The organism is Frankia sp. AvcI1, assembly GCF_001420875.1.
Classification (GTDB): Bacteria; Actinomycetota; Actinomycetes; order Frankiales; family Frankiaceae; genus Frankia; species Frankia alni.
Window position 1 is genome coordinate 90531 of the sequence record NZ_LJFZ01000009.1, and the last position, 22898, is coordinate 113428.

General features: G+C 73.0%; 15 protein-coding genes and 22 pseudogenes. 9 read left to right on the forward strand and 28 right to left on the reverse strand.

Going from position 1 to position 22898, the window contains the following annotated elements; translation table 11 throughout:
- Window positions 1–87: 87 nt before the first annotated feature.
- Window positions 88–1110 (reverse strand): DUF5317 domain-containing protein, encoded by a 1023-nt coding sequence (locus UK94_RS11595; protein ID WP_055749819.1) that lies wholly within the window; start codon window positions 1108–1110, stop codon window positions 88–90.
- Window positions 1111–1285: 175 nt separating this feature from the next.
- On the opposite strand from UK94_RS11595, the pseudogene UK94_RS11600 reads away from it, so the two are divergent.
- Both UK94_RS11600 and UK94_RS11605 read left to right on the forward strand, forming a co-directional pair.
- Window positions 1286–1463, forward strand: a pseudogene (locus tag UK94_RS11600) (biotin/lipoyl-binding carrier protein); the annotation flags it as partial.
- Between the two features lie 234 nt (window positions 1464–1697).
- On the forward strand, window positions 1698–1892 hold the full coding sequence (locus UK94_RS11605) for a hypothetical protein (RefSeq protein ID WP_041939801.1): 195 nt from the start codon (window positions 1698–1700) through the stop codon (window positions 1890–1892).
- A 70-nt stretch (window positions 1893–1962) separates the two neighbouring features.
- Here the strand turns inward: UK94_RS11605 and bioB are convergent.
- The 4 genes and pseudogenes from bioB to UK94_RS11620 all read right to left on the reverse strand — a co-directional run.
- Window positions 1963–2870, reverse strand: a 908-nt coding sequence (bioB, locus tag UK94_RS11610; protein ID WP_235487528.1) for a biotin synthase BioB, incomplete at its 5' end; no start/stop codon positions are given.
- 1 nt (window position 2871) lies between these two features.
- Window positions 2872–2976: pseudogene (locus UK94_RS48355) on the reverse strand (biotin synthase BioB); the annotation flags it as partial.
- 667 nt (window positions 2977–3643) lie between these two features.
- Window positions 3644–4296, reverse strand: a pseudogene (gene bioD / locus UK94_RS11615) (dethiobiotin synthase); the annotation flags it as partial.
- Window positions 4293–5609, reverse strand: coding sequence for an 8-amino-7-oxononanoate synthase (locus tag UK94_RS11620; RefSeq protein WP_235487530.1), 1317 nt, complete (start codon window positions 5607–5609; stop codon window positions 4293–4295). The pseudogene bioD and the gene UK94_RS11620, both read right to left, overlap by 4 nt.
- Before the next feature lie 100 nt (window positions 5610–5709).
- Between UK94_RS11620 and UK94_RS48360 the strand changes: the two genes are divergently transcribed.
- The 3 genes and pseudogenes from UK94_RS48360 to UK94_RS48370 form a co-directional block, all read left to right on the forward strand.
- A partial coding sequence (locus UK94_RS48360; RefSeq protein ID WP_235487608.1) for a histidine kinase N-terminal domain-containing protein occupies window positions 5710–5834 on the forward strand: 125 nt, incomplete at its 3' end.
- 1 nt (window position 5835) lies between these two features.
- A pseudogene (locus UK94_RS48365) lies at window positions 5836–6551 on the forward strand (histidine kinase N-terminal domain-containing protein); the annotation flags it as partial.
- A gap of 1 nt (window position 6552) precedes the next feature.
- Window positions 6553–7170, forward strand: a pseudogene (locus tag UK94_RS48370) (sensor histidine kinase); the annotation flags it as partial.
- A gap of 369 nt (window positions 7171–7539) precedes the next feature.
- Here UK94_RS48370 and UK94_RS11630 read toward each other — a convergent pair.
- Window positions 7540–7788 carry a WhiB family transcriptional regulator gene (locus tag UK94_RS11630; RefSeq protein WP_009742166.1) on the reverse strand — a complete coding sequence of 83 codons (249 nt, stop codon included), beginning with the start codon at window positions 7786–7788 and terminating at the stop codon, window positions 7540–7542.
- A 538-nt stretch (window positions 7789–8326) separates the two neighbouring features.
- On the opposite strand from UK94_RS11630, the gene UK94_RS48375 reads away from it, so the two are divergent.
- Both UK94_RS48375 and UK94_RS48385 read left to right on the forward strand, forming a co-directional pair.
- The coding region (locus UK94_RS48375; protein WP_235487532.1) for a glycerophosphodiester phosphodiesterase at window positions 8327–8782 on the forward strand (456 nt) is incomplete at its 3' end.
- Between the two features lie 28 nt (window positions 8783–8810).
- Window positions 8811–9187, forward strand: a pseudogene (locus UK94_RS48385) (glycerophosphodiester phosphodiesterase family protein); the annotation flags it as partial.
- Window positions 9188–9484: 297 nt separating this feature from the next.
- Here the strand turns inward: UK94_RS48385 and UK94_RS11640 are convergent.
- From UK94_RS11640 to UK94_RS48480, 20 genes and pseudogenes are all read right to left on the reverse strand, one after another.
- Window positions 9485–10403: diacylglycerol kinase family protein (locus UK94_RS11640; RefSeq protein WP_235487534.1), on the reverse strand; the 919-nt coding region annotated here is incomplete at its 5' end.
- Between the two features lies 1 nt (window position 10404).
- Window positions 10405–10492: pseudogene (locus tag UK94_RS48390) on the reverse strand (hypothetical protein); the annotation flags it as partial.
- Between the two features lies 1 nt (window position 10493).
- Window positions 10494–10651, reverse strand: a pseudogene (locus UK94_RS48395) (diacylglycerol kinase); the annotation flags it as partial.
- 1095 nt (window positions 10652–11746) lie between these two features.
- Window positions 11747–12456, reverse strand: a 710-nt coding sequence (locus tag UK94_RS11650) for an RNA polymerase sigma factor SigF (RefSeq protein WP_235487536.1), incomplete at its 5' end; no start/stop codon positions are given.
- Window positions 12457–12714: 258 nt separating this feature from the next.
- A pseudogene (locus UK94_RS48405) lies at window positions 12715–12923 on the reverse strand (anti-sigma factor); the annotation flags it as partial.
- Between the two features lies 1 nt (window position 12924).
- A pseudogene (locus tag UK94_RS48410) lies at window positions 12925–13251 on the reverse strand (anti-sigma factor); the annotation flags it as partial.
- Window positions 13252–13613: 362 nt separating this feature from the next.
- A partial coding sequence (locus UK94_RS48415; RefSeq protein ID WP_235487538.1) for a GNAT family N-acetyltransferase occupies window positions 13614–14013 on the reverse strand: 400 nt, incomplete at its 5' end.
- A 250-nt stretch (window positions 14014–14263) separates the two neighbouring features.
- On the reverse strand, window positions 14264–14713 hold a 450-nt coding region (rfbC, locus tag UK94_RS11665; RefSeq protein WP_235487540.1), incomplete at its 5' end, for a dTDP-4-dehydrorhamnose 3,5-epimerase.
- 1 nt (window position 14714) lies between these two features.
- Window positions 14715–14890 (reverse strand): annotated as a pseudogene (locus UK94_RS48425) (dTDP-4-dehydrorhamnose 3,5-epimerase family protein); the annotation flags it as partial.
- A 133-nt stretch (window positions 14891–15023) separates the two neighbouring features.
- Window positions 15024–15296 (reverse strand): annotated as a pseudogene (locus UK94_RS48430) (ectoine/hydroxyectoine ABC transporter ATP-binding protein EhuA); the annotation flags it as partial.
- A gap of 1 nt (window position 15297) precedes the next feature.
- Window positions 15298–15418, reverse strand: a pseudogene (locus tag UK94_RS48435) (ectoine/hydroxyectoine ABC transporter ATP-binding protein EhuA); the annotation flags it as partial.
- Window position 15419: 1 nt separating this feature from the next.
- Window positions 15420–15575, reverse strand: a pseudogene (locus UK94_RS48440) (ectoine/hydroxyectoine ABC transporter ATP-binding protein EhuA); the annotation flags it as partial.
- Between the two features lies 1 nt (window position 15576).
- A pseudogene (locus UK94_RS48445) lies at window positions 15577–15776 on the reverse strand (ATP-binding cassette domain-containing protein); the annotation flags it as partial.
- Window positions 15777–15793: 17 nt separating this feature from the next.
- A pseudogene (locus UK94_RS48450) lies at window positions 15794–16005 on the reverse strand (amino acid ABC transporter permease); the annotation flags it as partial.
- 1 nt (window position 16006) lies between these two features.
- A pseudogene (locus tag UK94_RS48455) lies at window positions 16007–16062 on the reverse strand (hypothetical protein); the annotation flags it as partial.
- A 1-nt stretch (window position 16063) separates the two neighbouring features.
- Window positions 16064–16780: pseudogene (locus UK94_RS48460) on the reverse strand (amino acid ABC transporter permease); the annotation flags it as partial.
- Window positions 16777–16985, reverse strand: a 209-nt coding sequence (locus UK94_RS48465) for a transporter substrate-binding domain-containing protein (protein WP_235487542.1), incomplete at its 5' end; no start/stop codon positions are given. The gene UK94_RS48465 and the pseudogene UK94_RS48460, both read right to left, overlap by 4 nt.
- Window position 16986: 1 nt before the next feature.
- A pseudogene (locus UK94_RS48470) lies at window positions 16987–17120 on the reverse strand (ABC transporter substrate-binding protein); the annotation flags it as partial.
- A gap of 1 nt (window position 17121) precedes the next feature.
- A pseudogene (locus tag UK94_RS48475) lies at window positions 17122–17408 on the reverse strand (transporter substrate-binding domain-containing protein); the annotation flags it as partial.
- 1 nt (window position 17409) lies between these two features.
- A pseudogene (locus tag UK94_RS48480) lies at window positions 17410–17496 on the reverse strand (ABC transporter substrate-binding protein); the annotation flags it as partial.
- A 584-nt stretch (window positions 17497–18080) separates the two neighbouring features.
- On the opposite strand from UK94_RS48480, the gene UK94_RS11685 reads away from it, so the two are divergent.
- Both UK94_RS11685 and UK94_RS11695 read left to right on the forward strand, forming a co-directional pair.
- Complete coding sequence (locus UK94_RS11685; protein WP_011607040.1) at window positions 18081–19310, forward strand: NADP-dependent malic enzyme; 1230 nt, start codon at window positions 18081–18083, stop codon at window positions 19308–19310.
- Window positions 19311–19910: 600 nt separating this feature from the next.
- Window positions 19911–20801, forward strand: a pseudogene (locus UK94_RS11695) (zinc-binding dehydrogenase); the annotation flags it as partial.
- A 24-nt stretch (window positions 20802–20825) separates the two neighbouring features.
- Here UK94_RS11695 and UK94_RS11700 read toward each other — a convergent pair.
- A partial coding sequence (locus UK94_RS11700) for a DUF6104 family protein (RefSeq protein WP_235487612.1) occupies window positions 20826–20964 on the reverse strand: 139 nt, incomplete at its 5' end.
- 241 nt (window positions 20965–21205) lie between these two features.
- The coding region (locus UK94_RS48485; RefSeq protein ID WP_235487544.1) for a multifunctional oxoglutarate decarboxylase/oxoglutarate dehydrogenase thiamine pyrophosphate-binding subunit/dihydrolipoyllysine-residue succinyltransferase subunit at window positions 21206–22898 on the reverse strand (1693 nt) is incomplete at its 5' end.

A 22898-nucleotide genomic window follows, 5' to 3' on the forward strand; every position in this document is an offset into this window, starting at 1 on the left:
CGTGGTTGGCCTTGCTCTTGGCCCGCGCGCGCCGCTTGCGCTTCTTCTTCGCCATGGCGTCCTCCCCTCCGTCAATCGGATGTGGAGTCATCGTGCCAGCCCGGGCCGGCGGGTGGTGACCGACCTGCCCGCGGGGCCCTCACTCTCGCCGCCCGCGTCGCCCTCCGTACCACGCCCGCCGCCGGCCTGCCCGACCAGGCGGACGTTCCCGACGGCACCGTCCCCGGAGACCACCGCGGCGCCGCTGGGTGAGTCGTCGGCGAGCACGTCGTCCGCGTAGGGACGAGCGTCGGGCTCCTCCCAGTCGGCGCGGTCGTCGTCACCGGGTCGGCCACGGCGACCTGGCTCGCCCTGGTGACTGGGCTCGCCCTGGTGACTGGGCTCGTCGCTGTGACGATCGGGACCTGGCTGGTCGTCGTCGGCGAGGCGCTCGTCGCGGCCGAAGCGGCCGTCCGGACCGAAGCGGTCGTCGGAGCCGATCAGCTCGGCCGCGTCGCCGTACCCCGCCAGCGTCGCGCCGGCCAGCGCCGCCTGACGCCGGGCTCGCAGTGTGCGCCAGGCCCGCACCGGAGTCACGGCGCCGAACAGCCCGAGCGCCGCGGCCATCGCCACGTCGCCGATGCTCACCACCGCCGGCGCCCCCGGGAAGGGCAGCGGAATGATGTCGCTGAGCAGGCGCAGGCTCGTGCCGTCCCCGGCGGGAGTGTGAAAGGCCGAGGTGAGGATGTCGTCGATCGGGACGCCGGCCCGGTCCGCGCCCCACAACGACACCGGCATCTGCCCGCCGTTCGCCGTGATGACGGCGGCGTTGGCGATGATGCCGGTCACCAGCAGGCCGAGCCCGGGCAGCCGGTTGTTCATGCCGGCGAACAACGCGGCAAGCACCGCCGCCACGATCCAGGCGGGGCTGTGCAGCGCCGGGACGAGCCCGCCCACCGCCAGTACCAGGACCACCGCGGCGAACAACCACGGACGCAGGACGTGGACGCGGGCAAGGGCGCCGAGGGTTCCGCCACGGGCCAGGCCGACGCCCAGCCCGCACACCAGGGTCAGCACGAGAAGTACGAGCACATCCGTAGTCTGCGTGGTTATGGCGGACAGTCCCAACACCGGGCGGTCGAGTCGCCTCTGTGCTGNGGTGCGAACACACCTGTGGGCGGAGGGCAGTTGGTCCGGGTGACCGGTGGCACTAGGCTCTTGCCAGGTTCGATCCGCCGCTGAAAGGGAGCCCGATGGCCGAGGAAGTCCGNGCGGAGATGGTGGCCAACGTCTGGAAGGTCGTCGNCGGTGTGGGTGATCCGGTGGCCGCCGGCGACGCCCTCGTCATCCTCGACTCCATGAAGATGGAGATCCCGGTGATCAGCGAGGACGGCGGCACTGTCGCCCGGATCGCGGTCCAGGAGGGCGACGTCGTCCAGGACGGCGACCTGATCGCCGTGGTCGAGCCGGTCGCCGCGGGCTGAGCCCCACCCGGCCCCACCCGGGCCTCCGCCCGGTCCACCCGGGATGGCAACAGCCGGGCCGGTCCACCGGGCGCGGCTCGTTCCGGTCCGTTCCGCCGGTGGCGTTCCGCGGGTGGCGTTCCGCTCGGCGCCCGGCGTGACTGTCGGGCCCGCTCGGATCCGCGGCGGGCCGCCTGCAGGCCGTCCCCGCCGTCGGCCGTGGGCTGGGTCGCGTCATGCCCTAAGCTGACGTTCGTGGACGCTTCGTTCTGCGACCGTTGCGGTCAGTTGGCCAGTGTGGGCAGTCATGAGGCGTGCGCGCGGGCCCGTGAGCTCGAACCCCCGCGTTACTGCCGGGTCTGCCGGCGGCGGCTGGTGGTGCAGGTGACCCCCGCGGGCTGGTCGGCGCGCTGCACCGAGCACGGCCTCAAGACGGCCACCAACGCCTGATTCCGCCCGCCGCACCTCCGGCCGGGGCCCGCGCCGCGCGCGAGCCGGCCGGCCGGAGACGGGCGCGGTGCTACAGCGTGGCCTGCAGCGACTTGATCGGCATGCTCAGGTCGGCGAGCATCTTCAGATCGGACTCGGCCGGCCGGCCCAGCGTCGTCAGGTAATTGCCCACGATCACGGCGTTGATACCGCCGAGCATCCCCTGCGCCTCCAGGTCGCCCAGGGTGATCTCCCGGCCGCCCGAGTAGCGCAGGATCGTCCGGGGCAGTGCCAGCCGGAACGCGGCGATGGCGCGCAGCGCGTCGCGCGGCTGCACCGGGGGGTAGTCGCCGAAGGGCGTACCCGGCCGCGGGTTGAGGAAGTTCAGCGGCACCTCGTCGGGCTCCAGCACGGCGAGCTGGGCGGCGAGTTCGGCCCGCTGCTCCAGCGACTCCCCGACTCCCAGGATCGCGCCGCAGCACAGTTCCATTCCGGCCGCGCGCACCATCTCGCAGGTCTCCCAGCGCTCCTCCCAGCTGTGGGTGGTGACGACCTTGGGGAAGTGCGAGCGGGACGTCTCGAGGTTGTGGTTGTAACGGTGCACGCCGATCGCGGTGAGCTCGTCGACCTGGTCCTGGGTCAGCATGCCCAGCGAGCAGGCGACGTTGATGTCGACGGCCGCGCGGATGGCCGCGACCCCCTCGCGGACCTGGGACATGAGCCGGGCGTCGGGTCCGCGAACGGCCGCGACGATGCAGAACTCGGTGGCGCCGGTGGCCGCGGTCTGGCGGGCCGCCTCGACCAGCGAGGGCACGTCGAGCCACGCCGAGCGCACCGGCGAGTCGAACTTGCCCGACTGCGAGCAGAAGTGGCAGTCCTCCGGGCAGCCGCCCGTCTTCAGGCTGATGATGCCCTCGACCTCGACCTCCGGCCCGCACCAGCGCATTCGGACCTCGTGGGCGAGCGCGAGGGCGTCGCCCAGGTACTCGTCGGGCAGCCNCAGGACGGCGAGCACGCCGGCCTCGTCGAGCCCCCGCCCGGCCTCGAGCACCTCGCGCCGGGCGTGGGCGAGCAGGGCGGCCGGGTCCTGCCCGGCGGCGGCCGGNGCCGACGGTGGCACCGTCGCCGGGGCGATGTGCGCGGTCACGGGTGCGGTCACGGGGGCCTCCAGGCGGGACGTCGGCAGAGGAGATGCGCTCGGTGGTCGGGTCGGGTCGTCGTCGGATGGTCTGGGGTCGTCGTCGGATGGTCTGATCGAATCGGTTTCCCGATCCGGCTTGTCCGGTTTCATGCGGTTAAGCAGACTTTGTCGGGTTTCTCGGGTTGACTTGTCGTCAGATCGGTCGGAGTGCGCCCTCCATTGTCGAACCCGGGCCCGCCCGGCCGCCCGGTTTTCCCACGCGACATCGGGCACGTTCGTCACCCGCCCGCCTCCGGCGCAGGAGCACAGGCCGACGGTCGGCCACCCGCGTGTACCGCACCGCGCCCGCCGGCCACCCGCCTTCGCTGTCACCGCGCCCGCCGGCCACCCGCCTTGGCCGCCGGCCCACTGCCTCCGCCGCCGGCCCACTGTCTCCGCCGCCGGCCCACTGCCTCCGCCGGCGTTCCGCCTCCGCCTCCGTCGCCGGCCACCGCCCTCCCGCGCTCCCTTGCCTTTCTACCGGGACAACGCGGACGGGCGGAGCCGCGGAAAGACAAGGGAATCGCCCTATAGGGGGTGGCGTGCACGGAACTGCTGTGCACGGAAGGTACCGCCGAGGGCGGGTTCGAGNGACTGCCGGGCGGCCGCCAGGAACTCGGGCCGGCTCAACAGGGCGGCGCCCGCAGGCAGAGCGCCGGCCAGCGGCCGGCCGGCCAGGTCGGCCAGGTCGGCCAGGTTGCTGCGGCAGGCCAGATCCGGCTCGCGCGGCCAGGATCCGATCACGACGCCGGCGAGGTCGAGGCCGCGGTGGGCGAGCGCCTCCAGGGTCAGCGCGGTGGCGTTCAACGCACCGAGACCCGCCGTCGTCACGACGAGCACCGGCGCTGCGAGCAGCCGGGCGAGATCGGCCAGGGTGGCGCCGTTGTCGTCGTAGCGCACCAGCAGCCCGCCGGCCCCCTCGACGAGGACGAGGTCGTGGTCGGTGGCGAACTTGCCGATCCGGGTCGCCACGTCGCCGAGGTCGACGGCGGGTCGTCCGGCTCGGCGGGCGGCGGCCGCCGGTGCGAGCGGGTCGGGATAACGGGCCAGCTCGTGGACGTCGCGGATGCCCGCGAGGCCGGCGACCAGGTCGACGTCGCCCAACTCGTCGGGCCGGACCCCGGTCTGTGCCGGCTTGACCACCGCGACGGCGTGGCCGCGGTCGTGGGCGAGCGCGGCCAGGGCCGCGGTCACCACCGTCTTGCCGACCTCGGTGCCGGTCCCGGTGACCACCAGCAGCGTCACCGGGTGACCGCCTCGGTGACGGGCACCCCGGCGGCGAGCACCTCGGAAGTGAGAAGCTCGGAAGCGAGGACGCCGGCGGCGGCGAACGCCTCGGTCGCGAGCGCCAGGTCGGCGTCGGTGAGGTCGGCGCGGGCGGCAAGGCGCAGCCGGCTCGTGCCCGCGGGCACCGTCGGCGGCCGGAAGCAGCCGACCGCCACCCCGTGTGCCAGGCAGGTCGCCGCCGCGGCCACCGCCGGTTCCGGCTCGCCGAGGAGGACCGAGACGACCGCGCCGGCCGGGCGCGGCGCCCCGGTGAGCGCGGCGAGCTCGTCGGCGCGGCGCCGGACCGCCGCGGGCAGCTCCGGATGGGCCCGCAGGTGCGTCAGCGCCGCCAGCGCCCCACCGGCGCTTGCCGGGGCGAGGCCGGTGTCGAAGATGAAGGCGCGGGCCGTGTCGATGAGGTGGTCGCGCACGGCCGCCGTGCCCAGGACCGCGCCGCCCTGGCCGCCGAGCGCCTTCGACAGGGTGACCGTGGCCACCACGTCCGGCTCGCCGGCGAGCCCGGCGGCGGCCAGCGCGCCGCGTCCGGCCGGGCCGACCACGCCGAGCCCGTGCGCCTCGTCGACGACGAGGACCGCCCCGTGCGCGCGGGCCGTGGCGTGCAGCTCGGCGAGGGGGGCGGCGTCGCCGTCGGCGGAGAACACCGACTCGGTCACCACGAGCGCGCGGCGCCAGCCGCCGGCGGCGAGGGCGGCGGTCACGGCGGCGACGTCGCCGTGCGGGGTGATGGCCACCCGAGCCCGGGACAACCGACAGGCGTCGACGATCGAGGCGTGGTTGAGCGCGTCGGAGACGATCAGATCCCCGGGGCCGGCGAGCCCGGTCAGGCAGCCCAGGTTCGCCGTGTAGCCGGAGGAGAACACGAGCGCTCCGGCGAAGCCGACGTGGTCGGCGAGTGCCGCCTCCAGCTCGCCGTGCAGGGCGGTCGTCCCGGTCACCAGCCGGCTGCCGGTGGATCCGGTGCCCCACTCCCGCAGGGCGCGCGCCGCCCCCTCGACGACCGCGGGATGGCGGCCGAGGCCGAGGTAGTCGTTGCCGGCGAGGTCGACGCGCACCCGGGAACCGTCCGCGGCGGGCGTCCGCGGGCGCGGGTGCAGCCGGCGGCGCAGGCCGGCCGCCTCCCGGCCGCGGGCATGATCTGCGAGCCAGGCCAGCGGATCGGCCGTGGGCGGGCCGCCGGTGGGCTCCGTGGCAGTATTCGCTACGCTCGTGGCGGTTTGCGGCTTCGTGCGCGTGGCGGGGACCACGGCCGCGGTGGCGTTGTCGACGGTCACGACGGCGAGCGTACGGGCCCGGACGGTCCCGCGGGGGTGCCCGCCAGCTCGCAGCCCCGGTCCGTCTGGCAGTCTGCGACCCGTGGGAACCCTCGCCGACATGCTGCGCGCGAGCACGGATCTCAGCGACGACGACATCGACCACCTGCACGCGCTCGTCGCGGACTGGGCTCTGCTCGCCGACCTGTCCTTCGCTGATCTGCTGCTCCTCGTACCCGTCCGTTCNGGTTCGGGGTCGGGCCGCGGCCATACCAGCGGGACCGAGTTCCTCGTCGTGGCCCAGGTCCGACCCACGACGGGCCCGACCGCGTACCACAACGACGAGGTCGGCAGCGTCGTCATCAACCGGTGGGTGGTCCAGAACGCCTGGCGGGAGCACCGCATCGCCCGGGAGGGCGAGCCGGAGTGGGACGGCGGGGTGCCGGTGCGGACGGAGGCGATCCCCGTCCGCCACGGGGACGAGGTGATCGCCGTGCTCGCCCGCGACACCAACCTCGTCAACCCCCGCACCCCCAGCGATCTGGAGTCCTCCTACCTGCAGGGCGCCAACAACCTGGCCCTGATGATCGCCGAGGGCGCCTTCCCGTTCCGCGGGAGCTCGGCCGAGCTGCCGGAGTCACCTCGGGTCGGCGACGGGATGATGCGGCTCGACGGCGCCGGCAAGGTCATCTTCGCCAGCCCGAACGCGCTGTCGGCGTACCGCCGCCTCGGCTACACCGGCAACGTCACCGGCGAGGACCTGCGCACGGTGCACCGGGCGCTGAACCTGCCCGCGACCACGCCCGCCGTCTGGCACGCGATCGGTCGGCGCCGGCCGGTGGAGGTCGAGGCCGGGGTCGGCAGCACGGTGGTGATGCTGCGGGCGATCCCGCTGTTTCCCGGGGCCACCCGGGAGGTGCTCGTCCTCGTCCGGGACGTCTCGGATCTGCGCCGGCGCGAGGCNCTGCTGCTGAGCAAGGACGCCACCATCCGTGAGATCCATCACAGGGTCAAGAACAATCTTCAGACGGTGGCCGCCCTGCTGCGGCTGCAGATGCGTCGGACCAAGGTCGACGAGGCGCGATCGGCCCTGCGGGAGTCGGTGCGGCGGGTGACCTCGATCGCGGTTGTGCACGAGACGCTCTCGCAGAGCCTGGGCGAGAGCGTGCCGTTCGACGAGATCGCCGACCAGATCACGTCGGTGACCGTCGACCTGGCGTCCACCGGCGCGCGGGCGAACACCCGCAGGTCGGGTTCCTTCGGGCGGCTGCCCGGCGAACTCGCCACCCCGCTGGCCCTTGTGCTTTCGGAGCTTCTGCAGAATGCTGTAGAACATGCGTTCGATGGTTCGGCGGGCTCGATCGAGATCCGCGTGCAGCGTGCGGTGGACCGGCTGGACGTCGTGGTCGCCGACGACGGGGCCGGCCTGCCGGAGGACTTCCAGCTCGAGCACTCGCCCCGGCTGGGGCTGCAGATCGTCCGTCAGCTCGTGCTCGGCGAGATGCACGGCACCATCCGGCTGCAGGCCGGCCCGGAGCGGGGCACCGAGGCGCTCCTGTCCATCCCACTTTCTGAAAGTTGAGTGTTTAGGGTGCGCGCGCGGGGGTATCCCCCATCATGTGTCCCTCGCTCGCGGCCGGTGCGGCGATGTTCCGCGCCCGCAGGCGGGGCGCGCGGGGGCCGCGGCGGGGGTCGAAAACATTACGGCCGCCCCGTCCGCGTCGCGCCGCATCGCTGCGGCGGACGCGCGGACAGAACGGCCGATGCTGCTGCCAGCCACCCCCGTGCCTGAGCACGGGTCATGGCGTGGCGTCGTGCGGGGACCGCTGTGGTCCGCCGATGGTGCGAGGTACGGCGGGCAGGATCTACCGCGGGTGGTTGTGGTGATGCGGACGTGGCACGTCCTTGGAGCACCCCGGTCCTCGGCGCTGGGCCACCGGGGGTCGTGCACTCAGGCGGTTCGCACCCGCAGACGGACCTGGCGCTTGAGCGCCCGGCGTTCGTCCTCGCTCAACCCGCCCCAGACACCGGAGTCCTGCCCGGTGTCCAGTGCCCAGTTGAGGCAGTCACTGGTGACTGCGCACCGCGCGCAAACGGCCTTTGCCTCTTCGACCTGGCGTTCCGCCGGACCGGTAGTACCGATCGGGAAGAAGAGCTCGGGATCCTCGTCACGGCAGAGCGCTCTGTGGCGCCAGTCCATGCGTCCAACTCCCTCTCTCGTCTCGGGCCACACTGCACATGAGACGCTTTGCGAGCCGCTACGGTTGTGCCGCGGATGAAAATTAAATGAGCAGGTTGTCTGCTCGGCCCCGTCGGCGGGCCGTGGAGCGGGTTCCTGGCTGTCGGTGAGCCCGGGTGCACGTGCATCCACCTCGGACATTCGCCACCCTCCCACCGGAACGGGCAGGGGCGCAAGAACCTGCAACCGTCTTCACACCCTGCCTGGCCTGCACTTGTCCGGCAGGGACACAGATGGGCCACGGGGTGCGACCGTCTCCGACGGTTGCTGAAGCGCCACAGAAGTCCTGGTTGACAGGGGATGCGGTGGCACGACCCGGCTGCCGACGGGCCGGTGCGCGCGGCGCAGGGCGGGTTCTTCCCGATCAAGTGGCCGGCGTCATGCCATCTGGGCATCGATGTTCGTCTGCGCGCATCCGGGTTACTCCGGCCGCGGCTGGGCGGCGTCCTCCCCGCCTGCCGTGACACGCGCGGCCCGCCGGAGATGGCAGGGTTGGCCCATGGAGGTTCTCGGTCATCGCGGTAGCAGGGTCCCCGGCCCGGAGAACACGGTCGAGGCGGTGGATGCGGCGCTGCGAGCAGGCGCGGACGGCGTCGAGATCGACGTCCGCCGCAGCGCCGACGGGGACCTGGTGTGCGTGCACGACGCCCGGCTGTCCAGGCCGGCCGGGCGGGCGATCGTCCGGCAGCCCACCGAGGCGCTGCGCGCCCGGGGGATCCCGCTGCTCGACGAGATCCTCGACGTCTGGGCCGGCCGCGGCCGGCTGATCTGTGAGATCAAGAACCAGCCCGGCCAGCCGGACTTCGACGCCCCCCGGGAGCGCACGGCGCGGGCCCTCGCCGAGCGGCTGCGCGCCCGGGGCTGGACGGGGCCACGGCCCACCGTGGCCGACCTCGACGCAGGAGCCGGCGGCATCACGGTGTCGTCGTTCGACTGGTTCGCCATCGAGGCCCTGNGCGATGCGGAACTGGCGGTCACGACGNCGTTCCTGACGATGCCGCGGATGTCCGTCAGCGGCGGCCTCGCCTACGCGCGGTCCGCGGGCCACGCCGAGCTGCACGCCCACATCAGCGCCGTGCTCGGCTCGCCGGACGCGGGCGCCCGCGCCCGGCAGGCCGGCGTGCGCCTGGTGACGTGGACGGTCACCGCCGTCGACGCCGCGCGCCGGTTGCGGGACGCCGGGGTCGACGGGGCGATCTGCGACGACCCGGTCGAGATCCGCCGAGCCCTGGCCGCCCCGCCTGCCCCGGACACCTCGCCCACCCCCGGCGCCTCCCCGGCCTCGGGCGCCTCCCCGGCCTCGGGCGCCTCCCCGGCCTCGGGCGCCTCTCCGGCCTCGGGCGCCTCCCCGGACCACTGAGCCGAGACGGCGACGACGCGCGTCCCTACCCTGGATCGTCGTGGCGGGAGTCAAGGCCAGAATGCGGCCACATCACGCCGAGGGATAAGGACGGCATTCCGGGCGCGGACCGTACCGAAGCCTCGGCACGATTCCGTGCACGATCGATCACAGCGGCGGGCGGGCGGCCGCGGGCTGCCCGGAATCCGAGCCGTGGGCAGCGGACCGTCCGGCGGTGCGGGCCTCGGACGTAGGTGCGGGCCTCGGCCGTACCCGTCCGGTTGGCCTCGACCATCCGGTCTCGCGGCACCTGCCGGATCAGGCGATGACGCGCAGGGCCCGCGGGTGGTGGGTGAGCGTGACGTCGAGGTACTCGCCGAGGTACTCGCCGTCCATCTGTAGCGGCAGCGGGTGATCCGCGAGGAACCGGATCACAGCCGCGTCGTGGCGGCGCACGACGTTGCGCCCGCGCGGACCGCGCCCGTCTCCCAGGATCTGCGAGGCAGTGCGCAGCACGCTGGACAGCCGCACCCGGCGCAGCGCCAGCAGATCCAGCCCGGTGTCGAACGACGCCTCGGGGCAGGCCAGCACGGGACGGGAGTTCAGGTAGGTCCACGGGCGGGTGTTGCAGACGATGCCGAGGGCGATGCGCTCCTCGGTGCTCCCGGCCGCCGCCGCATCCGCGGCCTGCCCGGCGTCGGTCGGCAGGCCGGCGTCGGTCGGCGGGCCGGCGTCGCTCGGCGGGCCGGCGTCGGTCAAGGGGCCGGCGTCGGCAGGCGGAGCGGCGCCGGTGGGGAGAGCGGCGTCGGTGAGGGGCCCGTCGCCGGTAGGAAGGCTGTGGGCGGCGGTCGTCTCCAGGGCGATGGGTGGGGCGCCCCGGTCCGCGCCGCGGGTCACCTGACCCGCCGCCGTCCGCAGGAACAGGCCGGCGCTGTTGCGGCGCCCCTTGTGCCGCTTCTCCTCGGCCCGCGCGACCACCCGCGCGTCCAGCCCGATGCCGAAGCAGAACGTGAACCAGCGACTCACGTCGCCGTACTCGGCCCGACCGATGCTGATCCGGCGGCTGCGCCCCTCGCGCAACGCGTTCAGCAGCTCACCGGTCGCCTCCACCGGCGACGCCGAATAACCCAGCGCTCGAGCGAACACGTTGGTGCTACCACCCGGCACCACCGCGAGCGCCGGCCCGTCGTCGCCCGGGCCGTTCTGCAGAAGCCCGTTGGTGATCTCGTTGACGGTGNCGTCCCCGCCCAGGGCGATCACCACATCGACCCCGAGCTCGACCGCTCGCGCCCCCAGCTCGACCCCGTGACCGCGGCCTTTGGTCAGNACGGTCTCCATCGCGACGTCCGCCGCGAGCGCGCTGGCGAGGACGTCACGAACACGCTCCGTTGTGGTGGTGGCGACGGGGTTGACGACCAGCAGCCCTCGCATGCCTCTACCGTAGTCCGCCCGCCCATCCCGGGCGGCGGCTGGGAAAACTCTCACATCGGTGAAACCGGGGGGCCCGGGTGTCGGCGCCGTCGCGCTCCGCGGATCTCGTGCCCGCCTCGAATCGGTAGGAATCGCCCGCAACGGGCGCCCGGGGGAGTCGTGTGACGGTGACGGCGACCCCCATACGCGCCCAGCTGGGCGGAGGGCGCGCCACTTCGAGATCGCGGGACTGGACCGGCTTCCCCGGGAGAGTCTGGTCCGGCGGGGCCCCTGGGGAGAACAGCCTGGGGTCGTGGGAGACCGGTCTGGGGGNCGGGGGCCCTCGGAGGATCGGTCTGCAGGGTCCCTGGGAGGACGGTCTGGGGCCCCGGGAGAACGGTCTGAGGCCCTTGGGGGACCGGTCTGAGGCCTTGGAGACGTAGTGTCGCAGGCATGGGATCCACGAGCCGTCCCGGGCAGCCGGCGGGCGGCCGGTTCGACGAACTGCGTGCGGCCGCGCGCACCGCGTCTGTCACGACCTGGGTGGCCAGCGTCCTGCTCGTCGCCGAGGCGCTCGTCCTGCTGGCGTTGGGCGTCCTGCAGGTGCTGCGTGGGTTCGGGTCCGACATCGACGACGTGGGGCGCGCCGAGACCGGTGGGGTGCTCGCGATCCTCGGCGCCGTGGGCGTGGCCGTGCTCGNGGCCGGAGTGCTGCGGCGAGGGGCGTCCTACCGGTCGCCGACGCTCGTCGTGCAGATCCTCTGCCTGCCGGTCGCCTGGGGCCTGGTGCAGGCCGGCGACTACGGCTACGGCATTCCGCTGTTCGTCGTCCCGCTCGTGATCATCGTGGCCCTGCTGGCCTCGGTCGGGTTCGGTCCGTCGGCCTCCNACGCCCGCGGCCCCGCCACCCACGCGGGGCAGGACGAGGGCGGGGACGCCGGACGCGGCGATGGCCGGCAGGTCACCCGCGGGCCGCGGCATCCCTGAGACCGCGCCCGGTGGGTGTTCGGGTTCGGGTGTTCGGGTTTGNGCGGGTGGCGGGTTCTTCGGGTGATGAGGGCGGTCCTGGGGCGGCGCGTGGCCGGGTCAGGACGTTCGCCGAGCAAGGCCGGACGGCCCGGCGGGGCGGCCGGACGGCCGGTGGTGGCCAGGTGNCCGGAGGCGGGAGGGTCAGCCGTCCTCGAGCAGGCCGCGGCGTAGCTGGGCCAGGGTTCGGGCCAGCAGCCGGGACACGTGCATCTGGGATATTCCGAGCTCGGTGGCGATCTGCGACTGGGTCATGTTGCCGAAGAAGCGCAGGAGCAGGATGCGCTTTTCCCGCGGCGGGAGCTTCTCCAGCAGCGGCTTGAGCGACTCGCGGTACTCGACGCCCTCCAGGGACTCGTCCTGGACGCCGAGGGTGTCCGCCACGGCGGGAGCCTCGTCGTCACCGGAGTCCGGCGCGTCGAGGGAGACCGCCGAGTAGGCGTTGGCCGATTCGAGGCCCTCGAGGACGTCCTCCTCGCTCATCTGCAGGTGCCGGGCGATCTCGCTGACGGTGGGGGAGCGGCCGAGTGTCTGGGACAGCTCGGACGTCGCCTTCGTCAGGGAGAGCTTGAGCTCCTGCAGACGGCGGGGAACCCGGATCGCCCAGCCCTTGTCGCGGAAGTGCCGCTTGATCTCGCCGACGATCGTCGGGGTGGCGTAGGTGGAGAACTCCACCCCGCGCTCCGGGTCGAACCGGTCCACCGACTTGATCAGGCCGATCGTGGCGACCTGGACGAGGTCGTCGAGCGGCTCGCCACGGTTGCGAAAGCGACGGGCGAGGTACTCCACCAGCGGCAGATGCATCCGGACCAGCTGGTCACGGATGGCGGCGCGCTCCGCGTCACCCTCGGGCANCTCGGCCAGGCGCACGAACAGCGCCCGGGCCATCGCCCGGTCGGGAGAGTGGGTGCGCTCGGTGCTCTCGCGCTCGGGCTCGGCGGTCGGCACCGGCTGGGCCGCGACCTCGGCACCGAGGTCCGCCTCCTGGCCTCGCTCGGCGGGATGTTCGTCCAGGGCCGCCCCCCGCTGGCTCAGGGCGGCCACCGGGTCCACCGCGGGGGCGTCCTGGCCGGCTGCCGTGCGGGGCGGAGTCGGGGTTCTGCCGGTTGACGTCACGGTGTACCTACCGCGTCACCCAGTGGTGTCTGGTCGGCGGCACCCGATCCGCGGACGTGCCCCGCCGGCGGCTCGCCGAGATCCGCCCGCACGCCCCGGCGCTTCTGCAGCGTGATGCTCACCTTGTTGCCCGGGCCGGTGGAGGTGTCGACGTCGCCCGCGAGGGCCTTGAGGACCGTCCAGGCGAAGGTGTCCTCGGACGGCGNCTCGCCGTCGAGGCTCTCGACCGTCACCAGCACGTGCATCACTCCGGGCGAGAGCGTGAACGTGCAGTCGAGCGACGACCCGGGCACCGCGGAGACGAGCAGCAGCGCGCACGCCTCGTCCACGGCGATCCGCAGGTCCTCGATGTCGTCGAGGGTGAAGTCGAGCCGAGCCGCGAGGGAGGCCGTGGCCGTGCGCAGCACGGTCAGGTAGGCACTGGCCGCGGGCAGGGTGAGCGCGACGACGTCGCGCAGTCCGCCGGAATGGGCGGTTTGGCTGTCGATGGTGTCGGAGTTCTCCGCGCCGCCGGTCGAAGGCGTCGGATCCACGTTCCTACCCCCAAAGAGCCTGCGTAGTGCGAGGAGGAACCCTCGCGGGTGGTCCGCCGGCCGGAGCCGGCCGAACGATGATGTTGTGAATGACTGCCTTCCCGTCCACCGACGGCATCATGCATCTGCGCGGCGGCCGTGACGTCCCTCATGGCCGCTCGCGATCCGCTCCGTCGGCGGCCGGCGACGGCCACCGCCTCCACCGTACCCAGCCGCCGGTGGGTCCCGCAGGTCGGGTGATCGTAAGCCCGCACCGGCGGCCTCTTTCCGTGCCTGGCCGGTGCCGGTCCCGGCCGGGTGCGCGGGGCCGAGAACGGAGACGAACCGCCGAGCCGGGCCCGATCCGGGCCAACCCGGCGAGATCAGGACGGATCGCCGGTGCCGGTCCCGGTCCCGGTGCACGGGCGCGGGCGGGCCAGAGCGGCGAGATCGGTGAGGGCGTCGCCGTCCACCCGCCAGGTCGACCACCCGGTCAGCGGCCGCGCCGCCAACGAGTGGTAGAACGCCTGCGCCGGGGTGTTCCAGTCGAGCACGGCCCATTCGAGCCGCCGGTAGCCGCGGGTGGCGCAGACCGTGGCGAGCGCGGCGAGCAGCGCCCGGCCGTGGCCGCTGCGGCGGTGCCCCGGTTGCACGAACAGGTCGATCAGGTACATGCCGGACTGGCCAGTCCAGGTGGAGAAGGTCGGATGCCAGATCGCGAAGCCCACGACCGGGGGCGGACGGTCCGCGCCCGTCGCAGGCGCACCGCCGGTCGCCGTCGTGNCGCCGGTCGGAGGCGCACCATCGGTTGCGGGTGGTCCCCCGGACGGGGGTGGTCCCCCGGTCGGGGTAGCACCCGCGGGTGGCTGGTCGGCCGTGGCCACGAGGCAGTAGGCGGCCGGGATCGGGCCGAACAGGGCGGCCTGCAGCTCGGCCGGGGTCATGGTGACCTGGTCCGCCTCGCGCTCGTAGGCGGCCAGCGCCCGGACGAGTTCCAGGATGGCCTCGACGTCGCCGGGGCCGGCCACCCGGATCATCGCGATCCGCCCGCCATGGCGCCGGCGGCGCGTAGCTCGTCGTAGAAGGCCCGGCAGTCGCGGTAGGTGGGCAGCAGGCCCGCCGACTCGGCCTCCTTCAGGGAGGGGGCGGCGGCGTCCTTCTCCGACAGCAGCGGCGTGAGGTCGTCGGGCCAGGGCAGGGCCAGATCGGGGTCGAGCGGGTCGACGCCGTGTTCGCGGCCGGGGGTGTAGGGCGTCGAGCACAGGTAGGAGATCGCCGCGTCGTCGGTCAGCGCCATGAAGGCGTGCCCCAGACCTTCCGAGACGTACAGGCCGCGCCGGTCGACGTCGTCGAGCAGGACCGCGGCGAAGGTGCCGAACGTTGGCGATCCGGTGCGGATGTCGACGACGCAGTCGAGCACCCGCCCGCGTACGCAGGTCACGTACTTCGCCTGACTGGGTGGCACCTGAGCGTAGTGCACGCCNCGAAGCGTCCCGGCCCGGCTGACGCTGTGATTGGCCTGCGACAGGGTCAGCGGATGGCCCACGACCTCGGCAAGAGCGTCGGAGCGGAACCACTCCAGGAAGGTCCCGCGGCTGTCGGAGTGCTGACGAGGGGTGAACACCCAGGCGTCCGGAACCGATAGTTCGCTGATCTCCACGACAGCGAAGGTACCGGTTCGACCGGTTGCCTCCCAGCAGGCCGGACCGTCGGGTCGNCGCGCGTTGGTGCTCAGGTGTGGCTCGTGCGGAGCGCCGGCTCCGGTGGTGGTGCGGCCGGAGTCCGTCGTGAAGCTAGAGCACCTTGGACAGGAAGGCGCGGGTGCGCTCGTGCGCCGGCGCGGTGAGCAGGGTGGCCGGCGGCCCGGACTCGACGACCGTGCCGGCGTCCATGAAGACGACGGTGTCGGCCGCCTGGCGGGCGAACCCGAGCTCGTGCGTCACCACGATCATCGTCATCCCCTCGGTGGCGAGCTGGCGCATGATCTCCAGCACCTCGCCGACCAGCTCGGGGTCGAGCGCGGAGGTCGGCTCGTCGAACAGCATCAGCTTGGGACGCATCGCCAGNGCCCGGGCGATCGCGACCCGCTGCTGCTGCCCACCGGAGAGCTCCGCGGGATAGGCGCCGGCCCGATCGGCGAGGCCCACCCGGGCCAGCAACGCCCGGCCCCGGTCGACCGCCTCGGATCNCCGCTCGGCGCGCACCCGGACCGGGGCCTCGATGATGTTCTCCAGGGCGGTCAGGTGCGGGAAGAGGTTGAACCGCTGGAACACCATCCCGATCTCCTGGCGCTTGCGGGCGATGTCCCGGGGCCGCAGCTCCCGGATCCGCCCACGGTGCTCGCGNTAACCGACGAGCTCCCCGTCGACCTCCAGCCGGCCGCCACTGATCCGCTCCAGGTGGTTGATGCAGCGCAGGAACGTGGTCTTCCCGGATCCGGATGGCCCGATCAGGCAGGTCACCTCGCCGGGGACCACGGTCAGGGAGACCTCCCGAAGGGCGGCGTGCTGGCCGAAGGACTTGCGCACCCGCTCGGCGCGGACCATCGGCACCGCGCTGCCGCTCACCGGCGATCCCCGGCGCCGGGCAGGGTGCCGCGGGCGAAACGGCGCTCGAGCTGGTGCTGGCCGAGCGTGAGCACCGAGGTCAGGGCGAGATACCACAGCGCCGCCACGATCAACAGCGGGATCGTCTGGAAGGTGCGGGCGTAGACGATGCGCGTGGCGTTGAGCAGTTCGTTGTAGGAGATCACGCTCACCAGGGAGGTCGTCTTGANCATCGAGATGGTCTCGTTGCCGGTGGGTGGGATGATCGTCCGCATGGCCTGCGGCANCACGATGCGCCGCAGGGCCAGCGCCCGGGACATGCCGAGCGCGGACGCCGCCTCGGTCTGGCCCGCGTCGACGCCGTTGATGCCGGCGCGCACGATCTCGGCCATGTAGGCGGCCTCGTTGAGGCCGAGCCCGAGCACCGCCGCGGCGAACAGCGGCACGATGTGGTTGGCGTCGCCGGAGACGAAGCTCGGCCCGAACGGTATTCCGAGCGAAAGCCGGGGGTACAGCGCGCCGACGAAGCTCCAGAACAGGATCTGTACCAGCAGCGGGGTGCCCCGGAAGAACCAGATGTACAGCCAGGCGGCGCCGGCCACGACCGGGTTCGGCGACATCCGCAGGATGGCCAGCACGATTCCGCCGACGATCCCGATCGCCATCGCGATCACCGTCAGGTAGACGGTGGCCCACAGGCCGCGCAGCACCGGCTCGGCGAACAGGTAGTCGCCGACGGTGCCCCACTGGAAATGCGGGTTGGTGACGAGGGAGTGCACCCCCATCGCGGCGAGGACCAGGATGACCACACCCGCGGCCCACCGGCCGGGATGGCGCAGCGGCACGGCGTCGACGTCCCCCCCGGCCACGGGGGGCGCGGCTTCGGCGGCGGGCGCGGCTTCGGCGGCGAGGGCGGGTTCGGCGGCGAGGGCGGGCTCGGTGGTCGGCGCGGCGCCGGGCGGGGGCGGCGGGGCGCCGGGCGGCGGGGCGTCCGCGGCCGTCATCCGGCCGCGCCGTTGAGCCGCGGGTCGCTGATGGCCCCGTCACGGACCCCCCATCGGTCGAGGATCTTCGCGTAGGAGCCGTCGTCGATCAGCTTCGCCATGGCGGCGCGCAGCGGGGCGGCCAGGCCGGAGTTCTTCGGCACGGCGATGCCGTAGGGCGCGGTCCCGTAGGGCTTCCCCACGATCCGGATCTTTCCGCCGGACANCTTCGCCTGGTAGTCGGCGACCGGGGAGTCCGCCATCGACACCTCGGCGCGGCCCGAGGTGAGGGCCAGGTTGGCGCCGTTCTGGTCGTCGTAGTTCTGGACGGTGACCTTGGGCTTGCCCGCGGCCGTGCACCNGCCGCTCTGGTCGCCGGCGTCGGCCTGCTGGGTGGTGCCGGTCTCCACCGCCACCGTGTGTCCGCACAGGTCGGCCAGCGTGGCGATCTCCGCGCCGTCCTCGCCGCGGGTCATGAAGGAGGTGCCCGCGGAGTAGTAGGTCACGAAGTCGACCTGCTTCTCCCGCTCTTTGGTGTCGGTGAACGACGACATGCCGACGTCATATCGGCCGGAGGCGAGACCGGGCAGGATCGAGTCGAAGACCACCTGCGTGGGCTGGACCTTGAGACCCAGGACACCGCCGAGTGNGCGGGCCAGGTCGATATCCATTCCGATGATGGTTTTTCCGTCCGTGTCGAAGAACTCGTTCGGCGCGTAGGACGGGTCGGTGGCCACCGTGAGCGTCCCCTTGTCGCGACTGCTTTGGGGTAGTTGACCTGCGATGACGCTGTCAGCGGCGGTGGCCGTCGCCGGGGNGACCGTGGAGTCGGAGTCATCATCGCCACAGCCCGCCGCGATCGTCAGCAACGCGAGGCTCATGACCAGGGCAGATATCCTCGCACCATGACGAAAAACGCCGCTGTGCACTGATGACCTCCAGGATTCGGGCGGAGCGTTACGTGATGTGGGCGGTGTCCGAGTGCACCAAACCCTGATCATGTGACGTCTTCGCTACGCTCGCACACCCGCTCCGTGTCGACATGTTTCGTTTGCGTTGCGGTGAGGTTCGTCCGAGGTTCACCGTGGGCGAACCTTCGGCGAGAGCTGGAGCGGGTCGGCGTGCGATATTGGATGTAACCCCGGGCAACCCCCGGGCGCTCGTCCCGCTGCACGATCACCAAACATCGTGGAGTGGGGCCGCTCAGGCCCGCCCTCCTGCGGACACGGCACGCACGGAGGGCGGGCGTCTTGTAGCGCCGCCCAGGTGGTACCACGATCGCCCACGGGGCCACCGGCGGCATGTCCGAGGAGCAATCTCCGTGACCGCAACCACTGACCACTCGACCCTCGACTCCACCGCCGCGTCGGAACTGGCCGGGGTCAGCCCGCGCCCGTCCGACGACGATCCCGCCTTCGCCCTGCACCGCGGCGGTAAGATCGGCATCGCGCTCACCGTCCCCCTGGAGAACCGCGAGGACCTCTCGCTGGCCTACACTCCCGGGGTCGCGCGGGTGTGCACGGCGATCGCCGAGACGCCGGCGCTTGCCGACGACTACACCTGGCGGTCCAACACCGTCGCAGTCGTCACCGACGGGACCGCCGTGCTCGGCCTCGGTGACATCGGCCCTCTGGGTTCCCTGCCGGTCATGGAGGGCAAGGCGGCCCTGTTCAAGCACTTCGGCGGCGTCGACGCCGTCCCGCTCGCGCTCGCCTGCACCGACGTCGAGGAGATCGTCGAGACCGTCGTCCGGCTCGCGCCGAGCTTCGGTGGAATCAACCTCGAGGACATCTCGGCGCCGCGGTGCTTCGCGATCGAGCGCCTCCTGCAGGAGCGCGTCGACATCCCGGTCTTCCACGACGACCAGCACGGCACCGCGATCGTCGCCCTGGCCGCGTTGGAGAACGCCGCCAAGCTGACCGGTCGCACCCTCGGCGACCTGCGTGCCGTGGTGTCCGGCGCGGGGGCGGCCGGAGTGGCGGTGACCCGCATCCTGCTGGCCGCCGGCATCGGCGACATCGCGGTGGGGGACAGCCGCGGCATCATCTACCCCGGCCGCGAGGCCCTCACCTCGGTGAAGGCCGCGCTCGCCGCCGAGACCAACTCCGCCGGCCTGACCGGTTCGATCACCGACGCGCTGCGCGGCGCGGACGTGTTCCTCGGTCTGTCCTCCGGGCAGGTGCCGGAGGAGGCGGTCGCCACCATGGCGCCCGAGGCGATCATCTTCGCGATGGCGAACCCGGACCCCGAGGTGGAGCCCGCGATCGCCCACAAGTACGCCCGCATCGTCGCCACCGGGCGCAGCGACTACCCCAACCAGATCAACAACGTGCTGGCGTTCCCCGGGGTGTTCCGCGGTGCGCTCGACGTGCGGGCCAGCCGGGTGACGGAGGGCATGAAGCTCGCCGCCGCCACGGCGCTCGCCGATGTGATCGCCGACGAGCTGGCCGACGACCTCATCATCCCGAGCGTGTTCGACCCCCGGGTGGCTCCGGCCGTCTCCGCGGCGGTCGCCGCGGCCGCCCGGGCCGACGGGGTCGCCCGGCGCTGACGGAAGATCCCGGACGGTCGGGGACCCCGCGGGCAGCCGCCTGCGGGGTCCCCGTCGTCCACAGCGGAGCAGGGCCCGAGCGGGCGCGTCCTCAGACGCGGCCGCACCCCTGACAGGGCCGGTGCTCGACGGCGTCGTCGAGCGGGCGGAGCGTCCCGCAGCCCTTGTAGGAGCAGCAGACGAAGTCCGCCGACATGACGGTGATGACCGGTGTGCCGTCGACCATGACCGTGGNGGGTGCCTCCGGGATCGGGACGACGTGCCGGCGGCGGAAGCTCAGCCGCCGGTGCGCGCCGCGCCGCGGGGGCGTCTCCGACGGGTCATCCCGGGTCACCACGGTTTGTTCACCGCACCGTCCACGCTTGTCGTACCCACGGCGATGAGTTCAGCACAACGGACCCGGGGACGCGCGGACCGGGGCGGATGATCCCTGTTCGTCGGAATTGACCCCGGCATCCCCCTTGCGGCCGCCTCGCGTCGCTCGCGCCCGCGACCGGGCGGTCGTAGGTTCGTGGGGTGCTCGCAGCCGCCGCGGTTTCCCTGCATCCCGATGCCCCTCTCGACGGTCTGTCCCTCGGCGAGCAGCCTGAGCCCGCGCCNCCGGACGGGTGGGCCACCGTCACGGTGCGGGCCGCCTCGCTGAACCATCACGACCTCTTCAGTCTGCGCGGAGTGGGCCTGCCGGCCGACCGCCTCCCGATGATCCTCGGCTGTGACGCCGCCGGGGTGACCGCCGAGGGGGAGGAGGTCGTCGTGCACGCGGTGATCGGTGATCCGGCTGCGGGGGCCGGCGACGAGACGCTGGACCCGCGGCGAACCCTACTGTCCGAACTGCATCCGGGCACCCTCGCCGAGCGGGTCGCGGTGCCCCGGCGCAACCTCGTGCCGAAGCCCGCCGGGCTGACGTGGGAGGAGGCTGCGTGCCTGCCGACCGCCTGGCTCACGGCCTACCGGATGGTGGTGTCCCGAGCGGGCCTGCCGGCGGACGGCGGCGGGACCCTGCTCGTCCAGGGCGCCGGCGGCGGGGTGGCGACCGCCGCCCTGCTGATCGGCAAGGCCGCGGGGCACACCGTGTTCGTCACCTCGCGGGACGAGGGCAAGCGGGCGCGGGCCACGGCTCTTGGCGCCGACGGCGCGTTCGAGTCCGGCGCCCGGCTGCCGAAGCGGGTCGACGCCGTCATCGAAACCGTCGGCGCCGCCACCTGGAGCCATTCGGTGAAGTCCCTGCGGCCGGGCGGGCGCATCGTCGTCTCCGGCGCGACCAGCGGGCCGAACCCGCCGGCCGAGCTCACCCGGATCTTCTTCCTGCAGCTGTCCGTCGTGGGCTCCACGATGGGCAGCCGCGACGAGCTCGTCGATCTGCTCGCCTTCCTGGAGCGCACCGGCGTCCGCCCGCCCGTGCACCAGGTGCGCCCGCTGTCCGCGGCGCGCGCGGCGTTCGAGCAGCTCGCCGGCGGGGACGTCTTCGGCAAGCTGGTGCTGACGCCCTGACGCCCTGACGGCCCCGGCCGGGGCTCAGAGGTCGGCGTCGTCGTCGGGGCGGGCGAGCCAGGTGGCGAGGCGCTCGACGGCCTCCTCGAACTCCGGATGGACGTCGACGAACGCCCGCAGCGAGTCGGCGAGCCCCTCGTAGGTCACCGTCTCCGCGCCGCGGNGGTCGGCGAGCTCCTCGATGCCTCGGTCGGTGAAGTACATCCCGCTCCCGTCGTCCCCGGCGGCGTCTCGCGCGCGTCCCGCTGTTCAGCCGCACCCTGCTGCCCGACGGCATCCTGCTGCCCGACGGCATTGAGGACGGACGGTACCGGTGGTGCCGGTACCGTCCGTCCTCCTCGTCGATGCCGTACCTGGCGGCCGTCCGTAACGTAGCCGCCAGGTGTCGCTCAGGCGGTGACTGCTCAGTCCTCGAACGCGGCCTCGACGAGGGCCTGCTGCTCGCGCTCGTGCACCCGCGACGAACCCGACGCCGGTGCCGCCGCCGCCCGCCGGGAGATCCGGCGCAGGCGGATCCCGCCGGGCAGGAACTCGCCGAGGTTGAGCGCCATGTGCGGGTAGGCGCCCTGGTTCGCCGGCTCCTCCTGCACCCAGACGACGTCGGTGAGGTTCGGGTAGCGCTCGAGCGCCTTCGCCAGCTCCGGCCCGGGAGTCGGGTAGAGCTGTTCGACCCGCAGCAGCGCGAACCGCTCGGCGTCGTCGTGCCGGCCCCGGGCGGCGGCCAGGTCGTAGTAGACCTTGCCGGCCGAGAGCAGCACCCGGCGGACCGTCGACGGGTCGGTGACGAAGTCGTCGGGAATCACCGGCTGCCAGCCACCTTCGGTCAGCTCCGCCACCGTCGAGGTGGCGGCCTTCAGCCGCAGCATCGACTTGGGTGTGAAGACGACCAGCGGGCGCCGCACCGGCGAGAGGGTCTGCCGGCGCAGCAGGTGGAAGTAGCTGGCGGGCGACGACGGCGCCGAGACCGTCATGTTGTTGTCCGCGCACAGCGACAGGAACCGCTCGATGCGGGCGGAGGAGTGGTCCGGCCCCTGGCCCTCGTAGCCGTGCGGGAGCAGCAGCGCCAGCGCCGAGCGCTGGCCCCACTTCGCCTCGCCCGCGCTGATGAACTCGTCGATGATCGACTGGGCGCCGTTGGCGAAGTCGCCGAACTGCGCCTCCCAGAGGACCAGCATGTCCGGCCGGGCGACGGCGTAGCCGTACTCGAACCCCATCGCCGCGAACTCGCTGAGCAGCGAGTCGTAGACGTAGAAGGTGCCGACGCCGTCGTTGTGCTCGGTCCCGTCGACGCCGTAGCGCAGCGTCCGCAGCGGGGTGTGGTCCTCGGCGCTGTGCCGGTCGACCAGCACGGCGTGCCGCTGACCGAAGGTGCCGCGGCGGCTGTCCTGCCCGGTCAGGCGGACCGAGCGGCCGTCGAGCATGAGCGTGCCGAACGCCAGCGTCTCGGCGAGCGCCCAGTCGATCGCGTCGGTCTCGACCATCTGGGCGCGCCGCTCGATCTGGGGGCGCAGCCGCGGGTGGACGGTGAAGCCGTCGGGCAGGTTGACCTGCGTCTCGACGACCTTCTTCACGGCCTCGGCGGAGACCGCGGTGCTGACCGCGGCGGCGGCGGCCGCCTCCTCCGGGGTGGTGACGATCCGCGGCTGCGGCGCGGTGCCCGACGGGGTGGTGTCCCGGGTCTGCGCGAACGCCTTCTCCAGCTCCGCGCGGTAGGACTTCATCGCCTGCTCGGCCTCGTCGCGGGTGATGTCCCCGCGGCCGATCAGCGCCTCGGTGTAGAGCTTGCGCACCGAGCGCTTGCTGGCGATGGTGTCGTACATCAGCGGCTGGGTGAACGACGGCTCGTCCATCTCGTTGTGGCCGCGGCGGCGGTAGCAGAGCAGGTCGATGACGACGTCCTTGTTGAACGCCTGGCGGTACTGGAAGGCCAGCGCCGCCACCCGCACGCACGCCTCCGGGTCGTCCCCGTTGACGTGGAAGATCGGGGCCTGGACCATCCGGGCGACGTCGGTGGCGTACACCGACGACCGGCTCGACTCCGGCGAGGTGGTGAACCCGACCTGGTTGTTGATGACCAGGTGGATGGTGCCGCCGGTG